An 18,152-nucleotide genomic window follows, 5' to 3' on the forward strand; every position below is an offset into this window, starting at 1 on the left:
TGACCGCGTGGAAACCACCAGCAGCCGCCAGGTCTACACCAACCCGTGGATGAGCGTGCGCGAAGACGGAGTGCTGCGCGCCGACGGAACGAGCGGCATCTACGGCGTCGTCGACAAGCCGCGCTACGCCCTGGTCATCCCCCTGGACCGCGGCCACGTCCAGCTCGTCGAGCAGTACCGCTACCCGCTCGGGATGCGCCGCTGGGAATTCCCGCAGGGCACGGCACCCGAGCGCGCCGAAACCGAACCGGCCGAACTCGCCGTGCGCGAACTGCGCGAGGAAACCGGGCTGCGCGCGGCGCGATGGACCGAGCTCGGCACCCTCGACGTGGCGCCCGGCCTGTCCAGCCAGCGCGGCACCGCCTACCTCGCCACCGGCCTCGAACCCGGAACCCCGGAACGCGAACCGGAGGAACAGGACATGCGCACCGCCTGGTTCCCGCGCACCGAACTCGAAACCATGATCCGCAGCGGGCACATCACCGACGCGCAGAGCATCGCCGCCTACGCCCTCCTGCTCCTGCACGAGCCACGCAACGGCGGTTGAAGCATGGGAACTTTCCTGTCACGGATGACAGGAAAGTTCCCATGCTGCAGCCCCCACGCAGCACGCGGTCCGACGGGTCAGTCGCCGACCCGTTCGATCACCGCGCCCAGACCGCGCAGGTTCTCCACGAAACTCGGATACCCGCGATCGATGTGGAAGACGTCCCAGACCTCGGTGACGCCGTCGGCGCACAACCCGACCAGGACCAGCCCGACCCCTGCGCGGATATCGGTCGCCCACACCGGCGCGCTCGACATCCGGTCCTGCCCGCGCACGACCGCATGATGACCGTCGGTACGTGCATCAGCGCCCATGCGCACGAGCTCCTCGATGAACCGGAACCGCGACTCGAACAGGTTCTCGGTGATCATCGAGGTGCCGTCGGCCACGGCTGACAGGGCCAGCGCCATCGGCTGCAGATCGGTCGGGAAGCCCGGGTAGGGCAGCGTCACGTAGTCGACCGCGGTCGGGCGCTGCGGCATCACCACCCGGAACTCCTCCTCGCCGGTGGTGACCTCGGCTCCGGCCATGCGCAGCTTCTCCAGCACCAGGTTCACGTGCTGGGGGTCCACGCCCCGGACCGTGATGTCCCCCCTGGTCGCGGCCGCGGCGAACGCCCACGTGGCACCGACGATGCGGTCACCGATGACGCGGTGCTCCACCGGACTCAGCGACGGCACGCCGTGCACGGTGAGCGTGGAAGTACCCGCGCCCTCGATCTTCGCCCCCATCTGCTGCAGCATCACGCACAGATCGACGATCTCGGGTTCGCGAGCGGCATTGTCGATGACGGTCGTCCCCTCGGCCAGCACCGACGCCATCAGGATGTTCTCGGTCGCCCCGACGCTCGGGAAGTCCAACCAGATCTGCGCCCCGCTGAGGTTCTCGGCCTCGGCGACGACCGCACCATGTTCGATGTGGCTGGTCGCGCCCAGCTGTCGGAGCCCGTTCTGGTGCATGTCCAACGGGCGGGAACCGATGGCGTCTCCGCCCGGTAGCGTCACGACCGCGCGGCGGCAGCGGGCCACCAGCGGCCCCAGCACGCACACCGATGCGCGCAACTTGCTCATCGACACCGACACCGCTTCGTGGCTGATGTCCGCCGGGGTCGTGATGTGCACAGTGCTGCCGTCGATGTCGACCTCGCAGCCCAGGCTGCGCAACACCTCTGCCATCAGCGGGACGTCGAGGATCTCCGGGCAGTTGACGATCGTCGTCGTGCCCTCGGTGAGCAGGGCCGCAGCCATCAGCTTCAAGACGCTGTTCTTGGCGCCGACCACACCGACCTCGCCCACGAGGCGCGCTCCGCCGTGTACCCGGAAGTGCTCACTCACGAGCACCGAGCGTACGGGGCAACCGCCCGGGATGTCGGAGCGGGCCCACCGGCAAACCACCCGAACACACCACGGACAGCCACATCGGACCGGCGGTGTGTGAGCAAGGGAACTTTCCTGTCACCGGTGGCAGAAAAGTTCCCTTGCTCGCACCTCTCTGAGCGCGGAAGCCGGCCCGAATAGGCTGTGCGGCATGGCTGTGCATCTGACGAAGATCTACACACGCGCCGGGGACGCCGGGACCACGCGCCTGTCGGACAACTCCGAGGTCCGCAAGGACGATCCGCGCCTCATCGCCTACGCCGATGTCGACGAAACCAACTCGGTGATCGGTGTGGCACTGGCCACCGCCCAGCTCGACGAAGAGGTCGGCGAAGTGCTGCGAGCAGTGCAGAACGACCTCTTCGACGTCGGGGCCGACCTCGCCACACCGATCGCCGAAAACCCGAAGTACCCGCCGCTGCGCGTCACCCAGACCTACATCGACCGACTCGAAGGCTGGTGCGACGAGTTCAACCAGCGCCTCGGCAAACTCGACTCGTTCATCCTGCCCGGTGGGACACCGGGCGGTGCGCTGCTGCACCAAGCCCGCTGCATCGCCCGGCGCGCCGAACGCGGCTCCTGGACCCTCGTGGACCACGCACCCGAGCACACCTCGGTGCTGCCCGCGAAATACCTGAACCGGCTTTCCGACCTGCTGTTCATCCTGGCCCGGGTCGCCAACCCGGGCGGCGACGTGCTGTGGCGACCCGGCGGCAATGCGTGACGCTCAGATCTCCTTGGCGAAGCAGCGGCTGAGCGGATCGTCGCGGTAAGCACCGAACTTGTCGATCGGCTCGTACCCGCACGAGCGGTACAAGCCGATCGCTTCGGGCTGCTCGGTGCCGGTCTCCAGCACGCACCGCTTGAACCCGGCCAGCGATGCCGACCTCTCCAACTCGCCTAGCAGGAGTCGGGCCAACCCCCGCCCGCGGAACGCGGGCACGACGTACATCCGCTTCAGCTCGGCATCACCGGACCGGAGCAGGTCGTCGGAATGCCCCGCTTTGCGCCAGCTGCCGGAAGCCACGGCATCCCCGTCCCGATAGCCGATGAGGAACAGCCCGTTCGGCGGCTGGAAGTCCTGCACCTGAACGCAGGTGACGTCCTCGGTCCCGTAGCGGGCGACGTATTCCTGCTGGACCTCGCGGATGAGCCGCTGAGCGTCCGGGTGGTCGTAGCCAACGGACTCGATGCGCACGGCACCAGTCTAGGCGACGCCCAGCGCGGTCTTCGCCCGATGCGAGCATGGGAACTTTCCTGTCACCGGTGACAGGAAAGTTCCCATGCTCGCACCCCGACGCTGGGGTGGACACGCATCGAGGGGCGGGGGCCGCTCGGACCCCGCCCCTCGATGCGTGTCCCCCCCTGCGTCGGGGTGCGAGCATGGGAACTTTCCTGTCACCGGTGACAGGAAAGTTCCCATGCTCGCACCCCGACGCAGGGGTGGACACGCATCGAGGGGCGGGGTCCGATCGGACCCCGCCCCTCGATGCGTGTCCACCCCTGCGTCGGGGTGCGAGCATGGGAACTTTCCTGTCACCGGTGACAGGAAAGTTCCCATGCTCGCACCCCGACGCTGGGGTGGACACGCATCGAGGGGCGGGGTCCGATCGGACCCCGCCCCTCGATGCGTGCGATTCAGGACGCCCACGGCACGGAGCGGCCGGGCGGTGATGACTCCAGCCAGGACAGAAAGCCGGTCAGCGCGTCCGCGCCCATGGCCAGCTCGACCGACTGCGCACCGCCGGACAGGTCGAGCACCGTCGCTCCGTGCGGCATCGCATAGCTTTCCGCCAGGGACGGGTCGCGGCGCTGCGCGATTTCCACATCCCGGCGGTCCAGCACGCGGTTCGGCCCGGAACGCAGGCTCAGCACCCGGAACCAGGCGAACTCCTCACCCCGGTACTGGGCCACTCCCAGATGCCACCCGCGCCCGCGCTGATCCTTCGCGGCGCGCAGCGCGACATCGATCCCGCCGGCCCGCAGCTCCCGGAGCCGCCGCCAGGCGAGCAGCCCGACCACCGCGGCGGCCACCACCAGCAGCAGCGCCGCGAGCACCGGGACCAGGAGCAGGGAGCCCATCAGCGGTCCGGATCAGACCGTGTGCCCGGCGGCCCGCAATCGGCTCTGCGCTCGTGCTCGTTCGGTGTCGTCGCCGGCTTCGACGTCCTGGCGCGCCTGGGTCACGTCGATCTCCTCGGCGAGCTCGGCGGACTCGGCCAGGACACTCACGCCGTCGGCAGTGACCGACAGGAAGCCGCCGTGCACCGCTGCGGTCACTGTGTCGTTGTCCGCGGTGGTGATCTTCACGACGCCGCCCTCGACGAGCTGGCCGAGCACCGGTTCGTGGCCCGGCAGCACGCCGAGCACGCCCTCGGTGGTCTGCGCGACGACCGAGGTCGCCTCCCCGGACCACAGGCGGCGCTCCACGGCGACCAGTTGGACGGACATGTTGGCCACGCGCGTCTCCTTTGTCGGGTGTCTACCGGCAGTCTAGCCAACGACTGCCGGTCGGTAGGGGCGGGCCGGTCGGGATGCGCAGCGGGCCGGGGCTGAGCACAACCCCGGCCCGCTGATGGCATCGGCCTCGCTGCGTCAGCTCACTGCTGGGTGAGCTTCTTGTACGCGGCCTCCAGGTCTTCCAGCCCGCCGATGGACAGGAACGCCTGCTCCGGAACGTGGTCGAACTCGCCCTTGCAGAGCTTGTCGAACGCCTCGATCGTCTCCTTCAGCGAGACGAACGAGCCCTCCTGGCCGGTGAACTGCTTGGCCACGTAGAAGTTCTGCGAGAGGTAGCGCTCGATGCGCCGGGCCCGCTGCACCGTCACCTTGTCCTCTTCGGACAGTTCGTCCATACCGAGGATGGCGATGATGTCCTGCAGTTCCTTGTACTTCTGCAGGATCCGCTTGACCTCCTGGGCCACCCGGTAGTGCTCGTCACCGACGATGCCCGGGTCCAGGATGGTCGACGTGGACGCCAGCGGGTCGACCGCCGGGTAGATGCCCTTCTGCGTGATCGCGCGGGACAGCTCCGTGGTCGCGTCCAGGTGGGCGAACGTGGTCGCCGGCGCCGGGTCGGTGTAGTCGTCCGCCGGCACGTAGATGGCCTGCATCGACGTGATCGACCGACCCCGGGTCGAGGTGATCCGCTCCTGCAGCTCACCCATCTCGTCGGCCAGCGTCGGCTGGTACCCCACCGCGGACGGCATCCGACCCAGCAGGGTGGACACCTCCTGCCCGGCCTGGGTGAACCGGAAGATGTTGTCGATGAACAGCAGCACGTCCTGGTTCTGGACGTCGCGGAAGTACTCGGCCATGGTCAGCGCCGACAGCGCCACCCGCATACGGGTGCCCGGCGGCTCATCCATCTGCCCGAACACCAGGGCGGTGTCGGCCAGCACGCCGGACTCGGCCATCTCCACCCAGAGGTCGTTGCCCTCACGGGTCCGCTCGCCGACACCGGCGAACACGGAGGTGCCGCCGAAGTTCTTGGCGACGCGGCGAATCATCTCCTGGATGAGCACCGTCTTGCCCACACCGGCGCCGCCGAACAGGCCGATCTTGCCGCCCTGGACGTACGGGGTGAGCAGGTCGATGACCTTGATGCCGGTCTCCAGCAGCTCGGTCTTGCCTTCGAGCTGGTCGAACGCCGGCGCCTTGCGGTGGATGGTCCAGTGCTCGGCGTCCTCGCCGTAGCCCGGCTCGTCCAGGCAGTGGCCGAGGGCGTTGAACACGTGGCCCTTGACGACGTCACCGACCGGGACCGAGATGGGCGCACCGGAGTCGGCGACGGACACGCCGCGGACGAGCCCCTGCGTGGGCTGCATGGAGATCGTGCGGACCACCGCGTCACCCAGGTGCTGGGCGACTTCGAGGGTCACGGTCTTGGCCATGTCCGAGGTGGTGATGTCCGCCGTGAGGGCGTTGTTCAGGTCCGGGACGTGGTCGCGGGGGAACTCGACGTCCACCACCGGACCGAGCACGCGGACTACGCGGCCGGTGCCCGTGGCAGTGCTAGTGGCAGTAGCGGTCATGTCACTCACTTCCTGCTGACGAGAGCGCCTCGACACCACCGACGATCTCGCTGATTTCCTGGGTGATCTGGGCCTGGCGCGCCTGGTTGGCCTCACGGCTGAGGTTGCGGACCAGCTCGTCGGCGTTGTCGGTGGCCGACTTCATCGCCGTGCGGCGGGCCGCGTGCTCCGAAGCCGCTGCGTCCAGCAGACCGGCGAACAGGCGGGTCTTGATGTACTTGGGCAGCAGCGCCGCGAACAACGTCTCGACGTCCGGCTCGAAGTCGTAGGAGGACTTCAGGCCCGTGTCGGCCGCAGCCGACTCGGTGCCGTCCGAGTACTCGACCTCCAGCGGAGCGATCCGCCGAACGACCGGGTTCTGCGTGAGCATCGAGACGAACTCGGTGTGCACCATGTGCAGTTCGTCCACCCCGAGCATACCGTCCGGGCCACCGTCGTCGAGGTAGTCGTCGGCACCCGCCATGAATGCCTTGACCAGCGTCTCTCCGACATCGGAGGCGTTGGCGTAGTCCGGGGAGTCACTGAATCCGGTCCAGCTGGCCTCGATGGCGCGCTGGCGGAACCGGTAGTACGCGTCGCCCTTGCGGCCGATCACGTACAACACCGGGGTCTTGCCCTGGTCGCGCAGCAGCGTCTGCAGCTCCTCCGCGGCCCGGAGGACGTTCGCGTTGTACCCGCCGCAGAACCCCCGATCGCTGGTCACCACGAGCACTCCCGCGCGCTTCGGATTCGAGCGCTCGGTGAGCAGCGGGTGGTCCAGCGAGCTCTGCTCCGCCAGGGCGGACAGAACCTTGGTGATCTCCTGCGAGTACGGACGCGACGCCTCGACCCTGGCCTGCGCCTTCATGATGCGCGAGGTCGCGATGAGCTCCTGCGCCTTGGTGATCTTGCGGGTCGACTTGATCGACCGGATGCGATCGCGGAGTTCCCGAAGTTGAGCCATGGCTTACCCGGTCACTTCTTCGGCGCGGGCCGGTTGACCTTCACGGTCTCCTGCCCGACCGAGTCCGACTCCATCGCCTCGGACTCGGGCTCGTTCACGATCGACGAACCGTCCGAAGCGGTGAACTGCTTCTTGAACTCCTCGACCGCCGAGACGATGCCGTTCTCCGCATCGGAGGAGAGCTTGCCGGTCTCCACGATGTCGTTGAGCAGCGTCTCGTTGCTGCGGCGCAGGTGGGCGAGGAACTCCTGCTCGAACCGGCGGACGTCCTCGGTCGGCACCGAGTCCACGTGGCCCTTGGTGCCCAGGAACAGCGACACGACCTCCTCGGCCACCGGCAGCGGCTCGCCCTGGTCCTGCTTGAGGATCTCCATCAGGCGGGCACCGCGGTCGAGCTGGGCCTTGGACGCGGCGTCCAGGTCGGAGGCGAACGCGGAGAACGCCTCCAGCTCCCGGTACTGGGCCAGGTCCAGGCGAAGCGAACCGGCAACCGACTTCATCGCCTTGATCTGCGCGGAACCACCGACGCGGGACACCGAGGTACCGACGTCGATGGCCGGGCGCTGACCGGAGTTGAACAGGTCGGACTGCAGGAAGCACTGCCCGTCGGTGATGGAGATGACGTTGGTCGGAATGTAGGCCGACACGTCGTTCGCCTTGGTCTCGATGACCGGCAGCCCGGTCATCGACCCAGCGCCCATCTCGTCGGAGAGCTTCGCGCAGCGCTCCAGCAGGCGGGAGTGCAGGTAGAAGACGTCACCCGGGTAGGCCTCGCGGCCCGGCGGGCGGCGCAGCAGCAGCGAGATCGCCCGGTAGGCCTCGGCCTGCTTGGTGAGGTCGTCGAAGATGATCAGGACGTGCTTGCCCTGGTACATCCAGTGCTGCCCGATGGCCGAACCCGCGTACGGGGCCAGCCACTTCAGACCCGGCGAGTCCGAGGCGGGCGCGGCGACGATGGTCGTGTAGTCCATCGCGCCGGCCTCTTCCAGGGACCGCTTCACGCCGGCGATCGTGGAGCCCTTCTGGCCGATCGCGACGTAGATGCAGCGCACCTGCTTGTCCGGGTCGCCGCTTTCCCAGTTGGCCTTCTGGTTGATGATCGTGTCGACGCCGACCGTGGTCTTGCCGGTCTTGCGGTCGCCGATGATCAGCTGGCGCTGGCCGCGGCCGATCGGGGTCATCGAGTCGATCGCCTTGATGCCGGTCTGCATCGGCTCGCCGACACCCTGCCGCTGGACCACCGTGGCGGCCTGCAGCTCCAGCACCCGCTGCTCCTCGGCGGTGATGTCGCCGAGACCGTCGATGGCCTCACCCAGCGGGTTGACCACGCGGCCGAGGAAGTTGTCACCGACCGGGACCGACATGACCTTGCCGGTCCGCCGGACCTCCTGGCCCTCCTCGATCTTCTCGGAGTCACCCAGGATGACCGCGCCGATCTCCTGCGCTTCCAGGTTCATCGCGACGCCGTAGATGCCGCCCGGGAACTCCAGCAGCTCCTCGGTCATCACCGAAGGCAGGCCCTCGACATGGGCGATGCCGTCACCGGTATCGGTGACGACCCCGACCTCCTCGCGGCTGACCTCCGGGGAGTAGCTGGAGACGTACTTCTCGATCGCACTGCGGATCTCGTCCGACGAGATCGTCAGCTCCGCCATGTCTCGTTCCTGCCCTCGGTTCGTTCTAAGGAAGTTCGTGTCCGACGCCGTCAGTCGGCGAGGTCGCGTCGCAGGGACTGCAAGCGCCCGGCGACGCTGCCGTCGATGACCTCGTCACCGACCCGGATCAGCAGCCCGCCCTGCACCTCGGGGTCGACCTCAAGGTGCAGCGCGATGGGCCGCTGGTAGATCCGTTGCAGGGTTCGCGACAGCCGTTCCTGCTGCTGTTCGCTGAGCGGGAAGGCCGACCGGACGTGCGCCACCGAACGCTCGCGGCGCTTGGCCGACAGCTCGGCCAGCTCCTCCAGGCCCTCGCTGATCCGTTGCCCGCGGGGACGGGCCACCAGCTGCCGCACCAAGCGGAGCGTGACCGGTTCGACCCGATCGTCGATCAGCTGGTCGACGACCGCGTGCTTGCCCGCCACGTCACCGTGCGGATCCGACAGCAGCCGCTCCAGGTCCACCTGGGACCCGATGATACGGCCGAGCCGGAACAGCTCGTCCTCCACCGAATCCAGCCGCCCGGCCCGCTCGGCCTGCACGAGCAGCGCGGTGCGGGCCATCCGCTCGATGCCGTCGACGAGATCGCGCGGACCCGACCAGCGGACCCGGACAGCCTCGGCGACGACTGGCAGCGCCCGATCACCGAGCTTGTCGCCCAGCAGCCCGCGAGCCAGGTCCTGCCTGGACTGCGGGTCGGTGGCCGCGTCGGCCAGCGCCCGCCGCAGCGCGGATTCACTGCCCAGCAGGGCGGCCACGCCGAACAGCTCGTCGGCGAGCGCGGTGATCTCCGCTGCCTGGGCACCATCGGTGGCCTGCAACAACTGCAGCTCGGTGGCCGCCAGTGCGTCGCGGCTGGCGGCGTTCACGAGGGTGCTCAACTCTCAGCGCCTTTCAGTTGGTCAGGCTTTGGCCGAATCCGGGGCCGAAGCGGATTCGAGCTCGTCGAGGAACCGGTCGACCGTGCCGCGGCGCCGGGCCTCGTCCTCCAGGGATTCGCCGACGATGCGCCCGGCCAGGTCCACGGCCTGCCGGCCGAGGTCGGACCGGAGCTCCGCCACGATCTGGGCGCGCTGGGCGTCCAGCTGGGCCTGTCCCTGGTTGACGATGCGCTCCGATTCGGCCTGGGCCTGCGTCCGCATCTCCTCCAGGATCTGCTGACCTTCGGCCCGGGCGTCGTCGCGAATCCTGGCGGCTTCCGAACGTGCCTCGGCCAGCTGCGCCTTGTACTGCTCAAGCGTCCGCTGGGCCTCGGCCTGAGCCGCCTCGGCCTTGGCGATGCCGCCCTCGATGCGGCTGCTGCGCTCGGAGTACACCTTCTCGAAACGAGGGACGGCGTACTTCCAGAGCACGAACAGCAGCAGGGCGAAGGCGACAAAGCCGACGATGACTTCCGACGTCTCGGGGATGATCGGGTTGTGCTCACCCGCCGCCGCCAGAACCTGCGTCTTCACCACAACGTCTCCCTAAGCGTGGGTTCGTCCCTTGTCAGCCCGCGGAGGCGATGAAGTAGACGACCAGGCCGATCAGCGCCAGCACCTCGACCAGCACGAAGGAGATCCAGGCGATGCCCTGCAGCTGGCCCTGGGCCTCCGGCTGGCGGGCGGTGCCGTTGATGACGGCGGCCCAGATCATGCCGACGCCGATGGCGGCACCGATGGCGCCGAGGCCGTAGCCGATCGCGGCCAGACCAGGGTTGATGCTCGCGGTTTCGGCGGCCTGCGCAAGAACGATGTTGCTCACTTTCACTACCTTTCAACTCGGTCCGCACAGCGCGGATCGGAGGTCTTGGTCTTCTCTCAGTGGCCTTCGGCCAACGCCGCACCGATGAAGTTGGCGGTCAGCAGCGCGAAGATGTAGGCCTGCAGCACCTGGATCAACGCTTCGACAAACGTCAAGGCAATGGCGAACGCGAAGGCGACGACGGAGATCGGCTTGAACCCGGCGCTCGCTTCGAGCAGGAGGTACTCGCCGCCCAGGATGAACACGAGCAGCATCAGGTGGCCCGCGAACATCGCCGCGAAAACTCGGACCGCCAGGGCGGCCGGCTGCGCGATGAACTTCTGCAGGAACTCGATGGGGGCCAGGATCACGTAGATCGGCTTGGGGACCCCCGGCGGGAACATGACGTGCTTGAAGTACCCGAAGAGGCCGTGCCGCTTGATGCCCGCACCGTGGAACACGAGGTACACCACGATCAGCAGCGCGATCGGGAACCCGATCCGCGCCATGGTGGGGAACTGCAGGACGGGCACGATGCCGAAGATGTTGTTCACCAGGACGAAGGTGAACAGCGCGAAGATCAGCGGGACGAACGGCTGGAAGTCCTTGGCACCGATCTGCTCGCGGGCGATCTTGTTCCGGCTGAAGTCGTAGACGAACTCGGCCGCGAACTGCGACTTGCCCGGGACCAGCTTGAGGTTGCGCGTCGCCAGCACGAAGTACGCGCCGATCAGCACAGCCGAGATCGCGACCAGCACCATTGGCTTGGTGACTCCGCCTACAATCGGCGGAAGGACAAAACTATCGGCACCCGGCGGTACGAACTGTCCGCCCTCGGCCAGCACCAGCGCGCCCAACTGGGCTCCTTCCGGTTCTCCCGGTCGAGATCACTCCGCCGGGGGAAACGTAACTATTTGCACTTAACGTACCTGATACGTCTTCGGGTACGTGGAGGGGCCTCGTCCCCGGAGAACCCGGCGTCTGCGAAGACGTCGTGCCCGCCATGTGCAGGGAGGCTTCCTCGCGGATCACCGTACCAGCGGGTAATTTCCGGCTTCGCACTATGGTCCGCATGATCGCAGCATGAGCCACTGTCAGCTCAGCTGCCGGGCACGATAGTGGGAATCTTCGTCCGACGGAACGCCACGGCTTGCGCGGTCGCCCACACCAGGACGGTGACCAGGAACGTGAACGCCAACGACTCGCGGTGCACGGCCGGCACCCCGCCGACCGCCGTCATCACCAGGAGTAACGCGAACATCTTGACGAAGTAACCGCCCAACGACGCGCCCATCACGAACATCGGGGCCATACCCGCGGTCAATCGCATCAGCCACAGCGTGAACAAGGCCGCCGCCGAAGAGGCCGCCCCAGCGATGACCGCCCCGAGCAGGCCCGGCACCCCGGCGAACAACGACGCCACGACCGCGGCCAGCACGACCACCAGCGACACCGGGAGCACCGCCGTCCGCAGCATCGCAGCCGCCAGCGTGCGGATGACCGCCGCGTGCGGACCGGGCGCCGCCGCGGCGCCACCCGCCGGATCCCCGGCAGGCCGGGTCGGCGCCGGATCGCTCGCTTCGCTCATCACGTCTCTCGTTCAGCTCGGGCCCGCATCAGCGGAATTACCGAGATGATAGCCGCCACCAGCACACCGAGGCCGAACACCCATGCCACGACCACCGCGTTGAACAGGGTCAACGACACCGCGCCGAACGCGATCACCGCCGCCCACAGATAGATCAGCAGCACCGCGCGGCGCTGCGAATGCCCGATCTCCAGCAACCGGTGGTGCAGGTGCATCTTGTCCGCGTGGAACGGGCTCTTGCCCGCACGGGTGCGCCGCACCACGGCGAGGATCAGGTCCAGCAGCGGCACGAACAGCACGGCCGCCACCACCAGCAGCGGCGACAGCAGCGCGATGGTGTCGGTCAAGTTCAGGCCGCTGTAATCCATCTTGCCCGAGGCCGATGTGCTGGCCGTGGCCAGCATCAACCCGATCAGCATCGATCCCGAGTCACCCATGAAGATCCGCGCGGGCTGGAAGTTGTGCGGCAGGAAGCCCAAGCAGGCCCCGGCGATCGTGGCGGCGATCAGCGCCGGCGGGTAGGCGGTCACATCACCGTCGTGCCGCTCCAACACGCCCAGGCAGAACACGAACGTCGCCCCCGCCGCGATCAGGCCGATCCCGGAAGCCAGACCGTCCAGCCCGTCGACGAAGTTCATCGCGTTGATCATCGCGACCGTCAGCAGCACCGTCAGCAGCTGGCCCTGGTTGCTGCCCAGCGCGAGCAGCTGCCCGACCTCGCCGTCCTCACCGCCCCACGGCACCCAGAAGATGAACCACTGCACACCGAGCAGCACGAGGATCCCTGCAGAGGTGACCTGGCCCGCCAGCTTCGTCAGCGAATCGAGCTCGAACCGATCATCCAGCGCGCCGACCAGCACGATCAACCCGCCGGCCAGCATCACCGCGAGGACGTCGTTCGAATACCCGAAGCCCCGGGACAGCACCGGCAGGTTGTTGGCCAGGAACATCGCGGCCAGCACACCGCCGTACATCGCCACGCCGCCCATCCGCGGGATTGGTGTGACGTGCACATCCCTGCGCCGCGGGTAAGCGACCGCGCCGGAGCGGATGGCGATCAACCGCACCAGACCGGTCAGCAAGAAGGTGACGGCCGCGGCCGTCACCAGAACCAGCAAGTACTCGCGGGCGGGAAGCCCTGCGGGAGCCCAAGCGGGGGTGGTGTCCATGCCGGCGGCTCACCCCCGCGGGACCGGAGCCCGCAGGACGACGGTCGTCAGCCCCCAGAACGGAGTGATCAAGCTCGGCGCTCCTCGTCACTGTCCACGTTGCGCATCCGATCGACAACGCTATCCGGACGGGCGCGGCCCCGATGCACCGGTCCGCACCGGCCGGAGCGGTTCAGCCCGCGCGATCGACCTCGGCACCCGTCACCTCGGCGAGCTCGTCCACACCGATCGCGCCCTCGCGCAGCACCACCGGGCGCTGCCCGGTGAGGTCGACGATCGTGGACGGCACCGGATCGCCCGACGGCCCGCCGTCGAGGTACACCGATACCGCCTCACCCAGCTGATCGCGCGCCTCCTCCGCGCTGGCGGCCGGCGGCAACCCGCTGCGGTTGGCACTGGACACGGCCATCGGGCCGACCTCGCGCAGCAGATCCAGGGCGATCGGGTGCAGCGGCATCCGGAGGTTCACCGTGCCGCGGGTGTTGCCCAGGTCCCAGCTCAGCGACGGGGCCTGCGGCAGCACGATCGACAAGCCGCCCGGCCAGAACGCTTCGATCAGCAGACGCGCCTGCCGCGGCACCGACATGACCAGGCCGTCCACCGTGGACCACGAACCGACCAGCACCGGCACCGGCATGTCCGGCCCGCGCCCTTTCGCCGATAGCAATGCCGCGACCGCGTTCGGATCGAAGGCGTCCGCGCCGATCCCGTACACGGTGTCCGTGGGCAGCACAACCAGCCCACCCGCGCGAACCGCGGTGGCCGCGGCGGCCAATCCCGACTCGCGACCATCCGGACGACTGCAGTCATACACAGTGCTCACGCACCGATCCTGACACGCCCCCGCACACGCCGTTCCAGCGGACCGGCCGAGCTGCCCCGCCACCACCTCCTGGCCGCGTTACCCGCATCACACACCGCCAACGGGACGCGCCCCCGAACATCCCCCGCGGTGCGGGTGCAGCAAGGGAACCTTTGTGTCACGAGTGACAGGAAAGTTCCCATGCTCCAACCCGCACCGGCGGGTGGCGCCGGACCGAGCGAAGCCGGGTTGGCGCCACCCGAGCCCCGAGCACCCGAGCACCCGAGCGAGGAGTCGCACCATGGCCGACCTGCCGCAGGGAGTCGAGAGCGAGCACGTCGAGTTCCCGGCCGGACGAGTCGGCTTCCTGCGGGCCGGCACATCCGGCCCACCGGTGGTCCTGCTGCCGGGCGCCGGGCCGGACAACGCACTGCTGGCTTGGCGGCACGTGCTCCCCGCGCTGGCGGCCGAACACCGCGTGTTCGCCCCCGACCTACCGGGCCAGGGCGGCAGCCTCCCGTGGGCCGGCAGCACCGGCCAACGCACCTTGGAGGAAGCGCTGCGCTGGCTGCTGGAGACGTGGCAGCTGCCGGAGGTGACGCTGGTCGGCTCGTCCACCGGCGGCAGCGTGGCCACCGGGTTCGCGTTGCGCAATCCGAACCGGGTGAACCGGCTGGCGCTGGTGGGCCCCACCGGTCTTCAGCACCGGCTGCGCCACCACGCACTCGTGCACGCGGCCGTGCGTTCCGGCCTGACCGGAAAACCCGCGGCCACAGCACTCCGAGCAGGGAAACCCCTAGTGCGGCTGATGCTGAACCGGCTCGTGTTCACCGGCGGCGGAACCGTCCCGGACTTCGCGGACATCACCGGCGAAGTGGCCGCGGAGATCCGCAACCGGCGGTCGGTGACATCGGGCTGGCACGCGGAAGCGATCGCGGCCCGGCACATGCGCGTCAACCACCTGCCGCTGCTGGGGCGACTGGAGAGTCCGGTGCTGTTCATCCACGGCGAGCAGGACGTGCTGGTCCCGCCCGCCGTCGCCGCCGACGCCGCGACAGCCGCTGCCGGGCAGCTGCGCACGATCCCCGGTGCAGGTCACTGGCCCAGCAGGGAGAAACCGGCCGAGTTGATCACCGCGCTGCAGGAATTCACCAACACCAGCGAGTAGTACTAGCCTGCGGCATCGCGACGGCGGGCGGTGGCGAATCGCGGCCTGCCCGCCAAGTCCTGGTGATCGACCACCTCGGTGAACGACCGGCGCGCGGACAGCAGTGCCGGGACCGAACCGCCGTGCGTGTCGTCGTGCTCGATCGCGAACACACCACCGGGACGCAGCAGCCGTGCCGCGCACGCAACCACGTGCCGCACCACGTCCAGTCCGTCCCGGCCCGCGAACACGGCCCCGTGCGGGTCGTGGTTGCGCACTTCGAGCGGCACCGGCGTGCCCTCCGGCACGTACGGCGGGTTGCACAGCACCAGGTCCACCCGCCCGTCCAGTTCAGCCAGCACACCCGGATCACCGACATCACCCGTGACCAGCCGGACCGGGGCGGCTCCCGCGGCGACCTGCTCGTCGACGTTGCGCCGCGCCCAACCCAACGCACCCGGATCGTTGTCCACGGCATGCACCTGCGCGTCGGGACGAGATGCGGCAACCCCCAGTGCCAGGGCGCCGGAACCGGTGCACAGATCGACGACGCGGGGCGACTCCAGACCGTCCAGCGCCGCCAGCCCCCACTCCAGCAGCAGCTCGGTTTCCGGCCGCGGCACGAACACGCCCGGCCCCACGCTCAGCCGCACCGGACCGAGAGCAGCACTGCCGGTGAGGTGTTGCAGCGGGACCCGTGCCGCCCGCCTGCGCACCAGATCCTGCAACGCTTCTACCACCGGCGGGTCGACCAGCGGCACCATCATCAGCTTGGTCCGCTCCACCCCCAGCAGGTGCGCGGCCAGCAGTTCCGCGTCAGCGCGCGGACTGGCCACCCCCGCCGCGGACAGCACGCGTTCGGCTTCGAGGATCGCCAGGCGCAAGGGCTGTCGCACGCCGCTCAGCTTAGAGCCTTCCTGCGCAGCGGACGGTGCGGCCGGTGCTTGCGCGGGATCCACGAACTCGCTCATCTCCGGATAGAAGGGTCGGTACGCCGTCCCGCGGCGATCGCGGCCGGTCAGGCCGCCAAGCGCTCCTGCCGGTCCGCGGCCAGCAACGCGTCCAGCACGGCATCGAGATCGCCGTCCAAGACCTGGTCGAGGTTGTAGGCCTTGTAGTTGATCCGGTGATCGGAGATCCGGTTCTCCGGGAAGTTGTAGGTCCGGATGCGCTCGGAACGGTCCACAGTGCGCACCTGGGAACGGCGGGTCTCCGCGACCTCGCGCTCGGCTTCCTCTTCGGCCATCGCCTGCAACCTGGCCTGCAGCACCTGGATCGCGCGCTGCTTGTTCTGCAGCTGGGACTTCTCGTTCTGGCAGGACACGACGATACCCGTCGGCTGATGCGTGATACGGACCGCGGAATCGGTCGTGTTCACGCTCTGCCCTCCAGGCCCGGACGAGCGGTACACGTCGATGCGCAGGTCCTTCTCGTCGACCTCGACCTCGACGTCCTCCGGTTCCGGATAGACCAGCACCCCGGCGGCCGACGTGTGCACCCGGCCCTGCGACTCGGTCACCGGGACCCGCTGCACCCGGTGCACGCCCCCTTCGAACTTGAGGTTCGCCCACACCCCGTCCTGCTCAGCGTGCCCGGCTTTGGCTTTGACCGCGACGGTGACTTCCTTCACGCCCCCCAGATCGGATTCCGCCGTGTCCAGCACGTCCACCCGCCATCCGCGACGCTCGGCGAACCGCATGTACATCCGGAGCAGATCGCCGGCGAACAGCGCCGACTCGGCGCCGCCCTCCCCGGACTTGACCTCCAACAGCACGTCGGACGCGTCGTGCGGATCACGCGGCAGCAGCAGTTCGGTCAGCTTCTCTTCGAGCCCCGGTATCTGCGCGGCGAGCGTGTCGGCCTCCTCGGCGAATCCCGCGTCCTCGCTCGCGAACTCCCGCGCAGCGGCCAGGTCCGCCCTGGCGCGGTCGAGTTCCCTGGACGCGCGGACGACCGGGGCGAGCTGGGCATACCTGCGCCCCAGCTTGCGGGCATCAGCCTGATCAGCGTGCACGGCGGGGTCGGCCAGGCGCTGCTCCAGGTCCGCGTACTCCGCGAGCAGCTCATCGAGCTTCGACGTCTCCACCGGCGACCCTCTTCCGCGTAGCTGTGCTGGATGCCGGTCCGACGATCAAGCGGTGGTCGGACGGCCAGGTGCGACAACGGCGCCCGTCCCGGCCAGGACGGGCGCCGTCGGGTCAGCTACTTCTGGGTGTTCTTCGGGCGGCGGCCGTACCGCGCCTCGAAGCGGGCCACGCGGCCGCCGGTGTCCAGGATCTTCTGCTTGCCCGTGTAGAACGGGTGGCAGCTGGAGCAGACCTCGACCGTGATCTGGCCGGTGCCGCGGGTGCTGTAGGTGGTGAACGTGTTACCGCAGCCGCAGTTCACCTGGGTCTGCACGTACTCGGGGTGGATGTCGTTCTTCAACGCCTCGTCCTCTCATTCGGGCCGCCGGGTCCGCACGTCTCGCCGCGCGGTGAACCGGAGCCGTGACCGACCCGTCATTATGCCAGATCCGGCCTGCTGACCTGGAACGCAGGGCCCGCGGAAGGTATTCCGCCGCCGACCGCTCGTCGCAGCACAACCGCCGTCCGGCGCAGTGCAGGCACCGCCCGGCGCTCGCCCCACTCAGGCCGCTGCGCGCGGGCCGGCGGGGGCACATCCTCTCCGACGTGTTGCTGTGCCCGGTGCTCGGCAGGCTCACCGTGTGGACCTGGCTGTGCTTACCGCTCCTCTTCCTCGGCAGCGCCGCAGGTGTGGCGGCGCTGCTGGAGTTGCTGCTGCATCCGATCGGTGATGCGCACCGCGATCTGGCGCTGTCGACCCCGCTGCTGCTCGGATTCTCAGCCGGGCTAGCGCTGCTGAGCTCGGGGCACGTGCGGTGGGCACCGCGCTGGCAGCTGCTCCTCCGCGGCGGCTACCCGATGTTGATGCTCGGGTGTGCGCTGGCGCGCGACCGGATCGAGCTCCCGCTCCCCGCGGCCCTGCTCATCGGCCTGCCCGCAGCGGTCCTGCTCGGCCTTGTGCTCATCCGCTACCGCCCGACCAACGACCGCACCCGCTGTCCGGCCCCCGCCGAGCGGCGCTGACAGCATGGGAACTTTCCTGTCACCGGTGACAGGAAAGTTCCCATGCTGCAGCCTCCACACGACAAGCGGCGGGCCCGCGC

General features: G+C 68.9%; 21 protein-coding genes. 4 read left to right on the top strand and 17 right to left on the bottom strand.

What is annotated here, in order from left to right:
* Positions 1-7: 7 nt before the first annotated feature.
* A complete protein-coding gene (locus IQ251_RS14905; RefSeq protein WP_193929246.1) occupies positions 8-547 on the top strand; it encodes an NUDIX domain-containing protein in 540 nt (179 codons plus the stop codon).
* Between the two features lie 77 nt (positions 548-624).
* Here the strand turns inward: IQ251_RS14905 and murA are convergent, their stop codons facing one another.
* Positions 625-1,881 (bottom strand): UDP-N-acetylglucosamine 1-carboxyvinyltransferase, encoded by a 1,257-nt coding sequence (gene murA / locus IQ251_RS14910; RefSeq protein WP_193929192.1) that lies wholly within the window; start codon positions 1,879-1,881, stop codon positions 625-627.
* Between the two features lie 193 nt (positions 1,882-2,074).
* Here murA and IQ251_RS14915 point away from each other — a divergent pair, with 193 nt between their 5' ends.
* On the top strand, positions 2,075-2,647 hold the full coding sequence (locus IQ251_RS14915) for a cob(I)yrinic acid a,c-diamide adenosyltransferase (RefSeq protein WP_193929193.1): 573 nt from the start codon (positions 2,075-2,077) through the stop codon (positions 2,645-2,647).
* Positions 2,648-2,650: 3 nt separating this feature from the next.
* Here IQ251_RS14915 and IQ251_RS14920 read toward each other — a convergent pair whose 3' ends face one another.
* The 13 genes from IQ251_RS14920 to IQ251_RS14980 all read right to left on the bottom strand — a co-directional run bounded on the left by IQ251_RS14920 (position 2,651) and on the right by IQ251_RS14980 (position 13,857).
* Positions 2,651-3,121, bottom strand: a complete 471-nt coding sequence (locus tag IQ251_RS14920) for a GNAT family N-acetyltransferase (RefSeq protein ID WP_193929194.1) — start codon at positions 3,119-3,121, stop codon at positions 2,651-2,653.
* Positions 3,122-3,561: 440 nt separating this feature from the next.
* A complete protein-coding gene (locus tag IQ251_RS14925; RefSeq protein WP_193929195.1) occupies positions 3,562-4,005 on the bottom strand; it encodes a DUF2550 domain-containing protein in 444 nt (147 codons plus the stop codon).
* Positions 4,006-4,017: 12 nt separating this feature from the next.
* The gene (locus IQ251_RS14930) at positions 4,018-4,383 is read right to left on the bottom strand and encodes a F0F1 ATP synthase subunit epsilon (RefSeq protein WP_193929196.1); all 366 of its coding nucleotides are present in this window, start codon (positions 4,381-4,383) and stop codon (positions 4,018-4,020) included.
* Positions 4,384-4,523: 140 nt separating this feature from the next.
* Positions 4,524-5,957: a F0F1 ATP synthase subunit beta gene (atpD, locus tag IQ251_RS14935; protein WP_193929197.1), complete on the bottom strand. Its 1,434-nt coding sequence runs from the start codon at positions 5,955-5,957 to the stop codon at positions 4,524-4,526.
* A 1-nt stretch (position 5,958) separates the two neighbouring features.
* The gene (locus IQ251_RS14940; protein WP_193929198.1) at positions 5,959-6,900 is read right to left on the bottom strand and encodes a F0F1 ATP synthase subunit gamma; all 942 of its coding nucleotides are present in this window, start codon (positions 6,898-6,900) and stop codon (positions 5,959-5,961) included.
* Between the two features lie 11 nt (positions 6,901-6,911).
* The gene (gene atpA / locus IQ251_RS14945) at positions 6,912-8,555 is read right to left on the bottom strand and encodes a F0F1 ATP synthase subunit alpha (RefSeq protein WP_193929199.1); all 1,644 of its coding nucleotides are present in this window, start codon (positions 8,553-8,555) and stop codon (positions 6,912-6,914) included.
* A gap of 50 nt (positions 8,556-8,605) precedes the next feature.
* Positions 8,606-9,436 (bottom strand): F0F1 ATP synthase subunit delta, encoded by an 831-nt coding sequence (locus tag IQ251_RS14950; protein ID WP_193929200.1) that lies wholly within the window; start codon positions 9,434-9,436, stop codon positions 8,606-8,608.
* A gap of 21 nt (positions 9,437-9,457) precedes the next feature.
* Positions 9,458-10,009 carry a F0F1 ATP synthase subunit B gene (locus IQ251_RS14955; RefSeq protein ID WP_193929201.1) on the bottom strand — a complete coding sequence of 184 codons (552 nt, stop codon included), beginning with the start codon at positions 10,007-10,009 and terminating at the stop codon, positions 9,458-9,460.
* Positions 10,010-10,043: 34 nt separating this feature from the next.
* Positions 10,044-10,298, bottom strand: coding sequence for an ATP synthase subunit C-like protein (locus tag IQ251_RS14960; RefSeq protein ID WP_193929202.1), 255 nt, complete (start codon positions 10,296-10,298; stop codon positions 10,044-10,046).
* 56 nt (positions 10,299-10,354) lie between these two features.
* Complete coding sequence (gene atpB, locus IQ251_RS14965) at positions 10,355-11,134, bottom strand: F0F1 ATP synthase subunit A (protein WP_193929203.1); 780 nt, start codon at positions 11,132-11,134, stop codon at positions 10,355-10,357.
* Positions 11,135-11,376: 242 nt separating this feature from the next.
* Entirely contained in the window at positions 11,377-11,865 is a 489-nt protein-coding gene (locus tag IQ251_RS14970) for a Cg1360 family ATP-synthase-associated protein (RefSeq protein WP_193929204.1), read from the bottom strand.
* On the bottom strand, positions 11,865-13,034 hold the full coding sequence (locus IQ251_RS14975) for a glycosyltransferase family 4 protein (RefSeq protein WP_193929205.1): 1,170 nt from the start codon (positions 13,032-13,034) through the stop codon (positions 11,865-11,867). Before IQ251_RS14975 ends, IQ251_RS14970 begins: the two co-directional genes overlap by 1 nt.
* A gap of 172 nt (positions 13,035-13,206) precedes the next feature.
* Positions 13,207-13,857: an L-threonylcarbamoyladenylate synthase gene (locus IQ251_RS14980; protein WP_193929206.1), complete on the bottom strand. Its 651-nt coding sequence runs from the start codon at positions 13,855-13,857 to the stop codon at positions 13,207-13,209.
* Between the two features lie 280 nt (positions 13,858-14,137).
* Here IQ251_RS14980 and IQ251_RS14985 point away from each other — a divergent pair, with 280 nt between their 5' ends.
* A complete protein-coding gene (locus IQ251_RS14985) occupies positions 14,138-15,004 on the top strand; it encodes an alpha/beta fold hydrolase (protein WP_193929207.1) in 867 nt (288 codons plus the stop codon).
* A gap of 2 nt (positions 15,005-15,006) precedes the next feature.
* Here the strand turns inward: IQ251_RS14985 and prmC are convergent, their stop codons facing one another.
* The 3 genes from prmC to rpmE form a co-directional block, all read right to left on the bottom strand.
* Positions 15,007-15,954, bottom strand: a complete 948-nt coding sequence (gene prmC, locus IQ251_RS14990) for a peptide chain release factor N(5)-glutamine methyltransferase (protein ID WP_193929208.1) — start codon at positions 15,952-15,954, stop codon at positions 15,007-15,009.
* Positions 15,955-16,001: 47 nt separating this feature from the next.
* Entirely contained in the window at positions 16,002-17,069 is a 1,068-nt protein-coding gene (gene prfA / locus IQ251_RS14995) for a peptide chain release factor 1 (RefSeq protein ID WP_193929209.1), read from the bottom strand.
* Positions 17,070-17,185: 116 nt separating this feature from the next.
* Positions 17,186-17,410 (bottom strand): 50S ribosomal protein L31, encoded by a 225-nt coding sequence (gene rpmE, locus IQ251_RS15000; RefSeq protein WP_193929210.1) that lies wholly within the window; start codon positions 17,408-17,410, stop codon positions 17,186-17,188.
* A gap of 245 nt (positions 17,411-17,655) precedes the next feature.
* On the opposite strand from rpmE, the gene IQ251_RS15005 reads away from it, so the two are divergent.
* Positions 17,656-18,072: a hypothetical protein gene (locus tag IQ251_RS15005; protein WP_193929211.1), complete on the top strand. Its 417-nt coding sequence runs from the start codon at positions 17,656-17,658 to the stop codon at positions 18,070-18,072.
* The last annotated feature ends 80 nt before the right edge of the window (positions 18,073-18,152 follow it).

The sequence above is a fragment of the Saccharopolyspora montiporae genome, assembly GCF_015209505.1.
Classification (GTDB): Bacteria; Actinomycetota; Actinomycetes; order Mycobacteriales; family Pseudonocardiaceae; genus Saccharopolyspora; species Saccharopolyspora montiporae.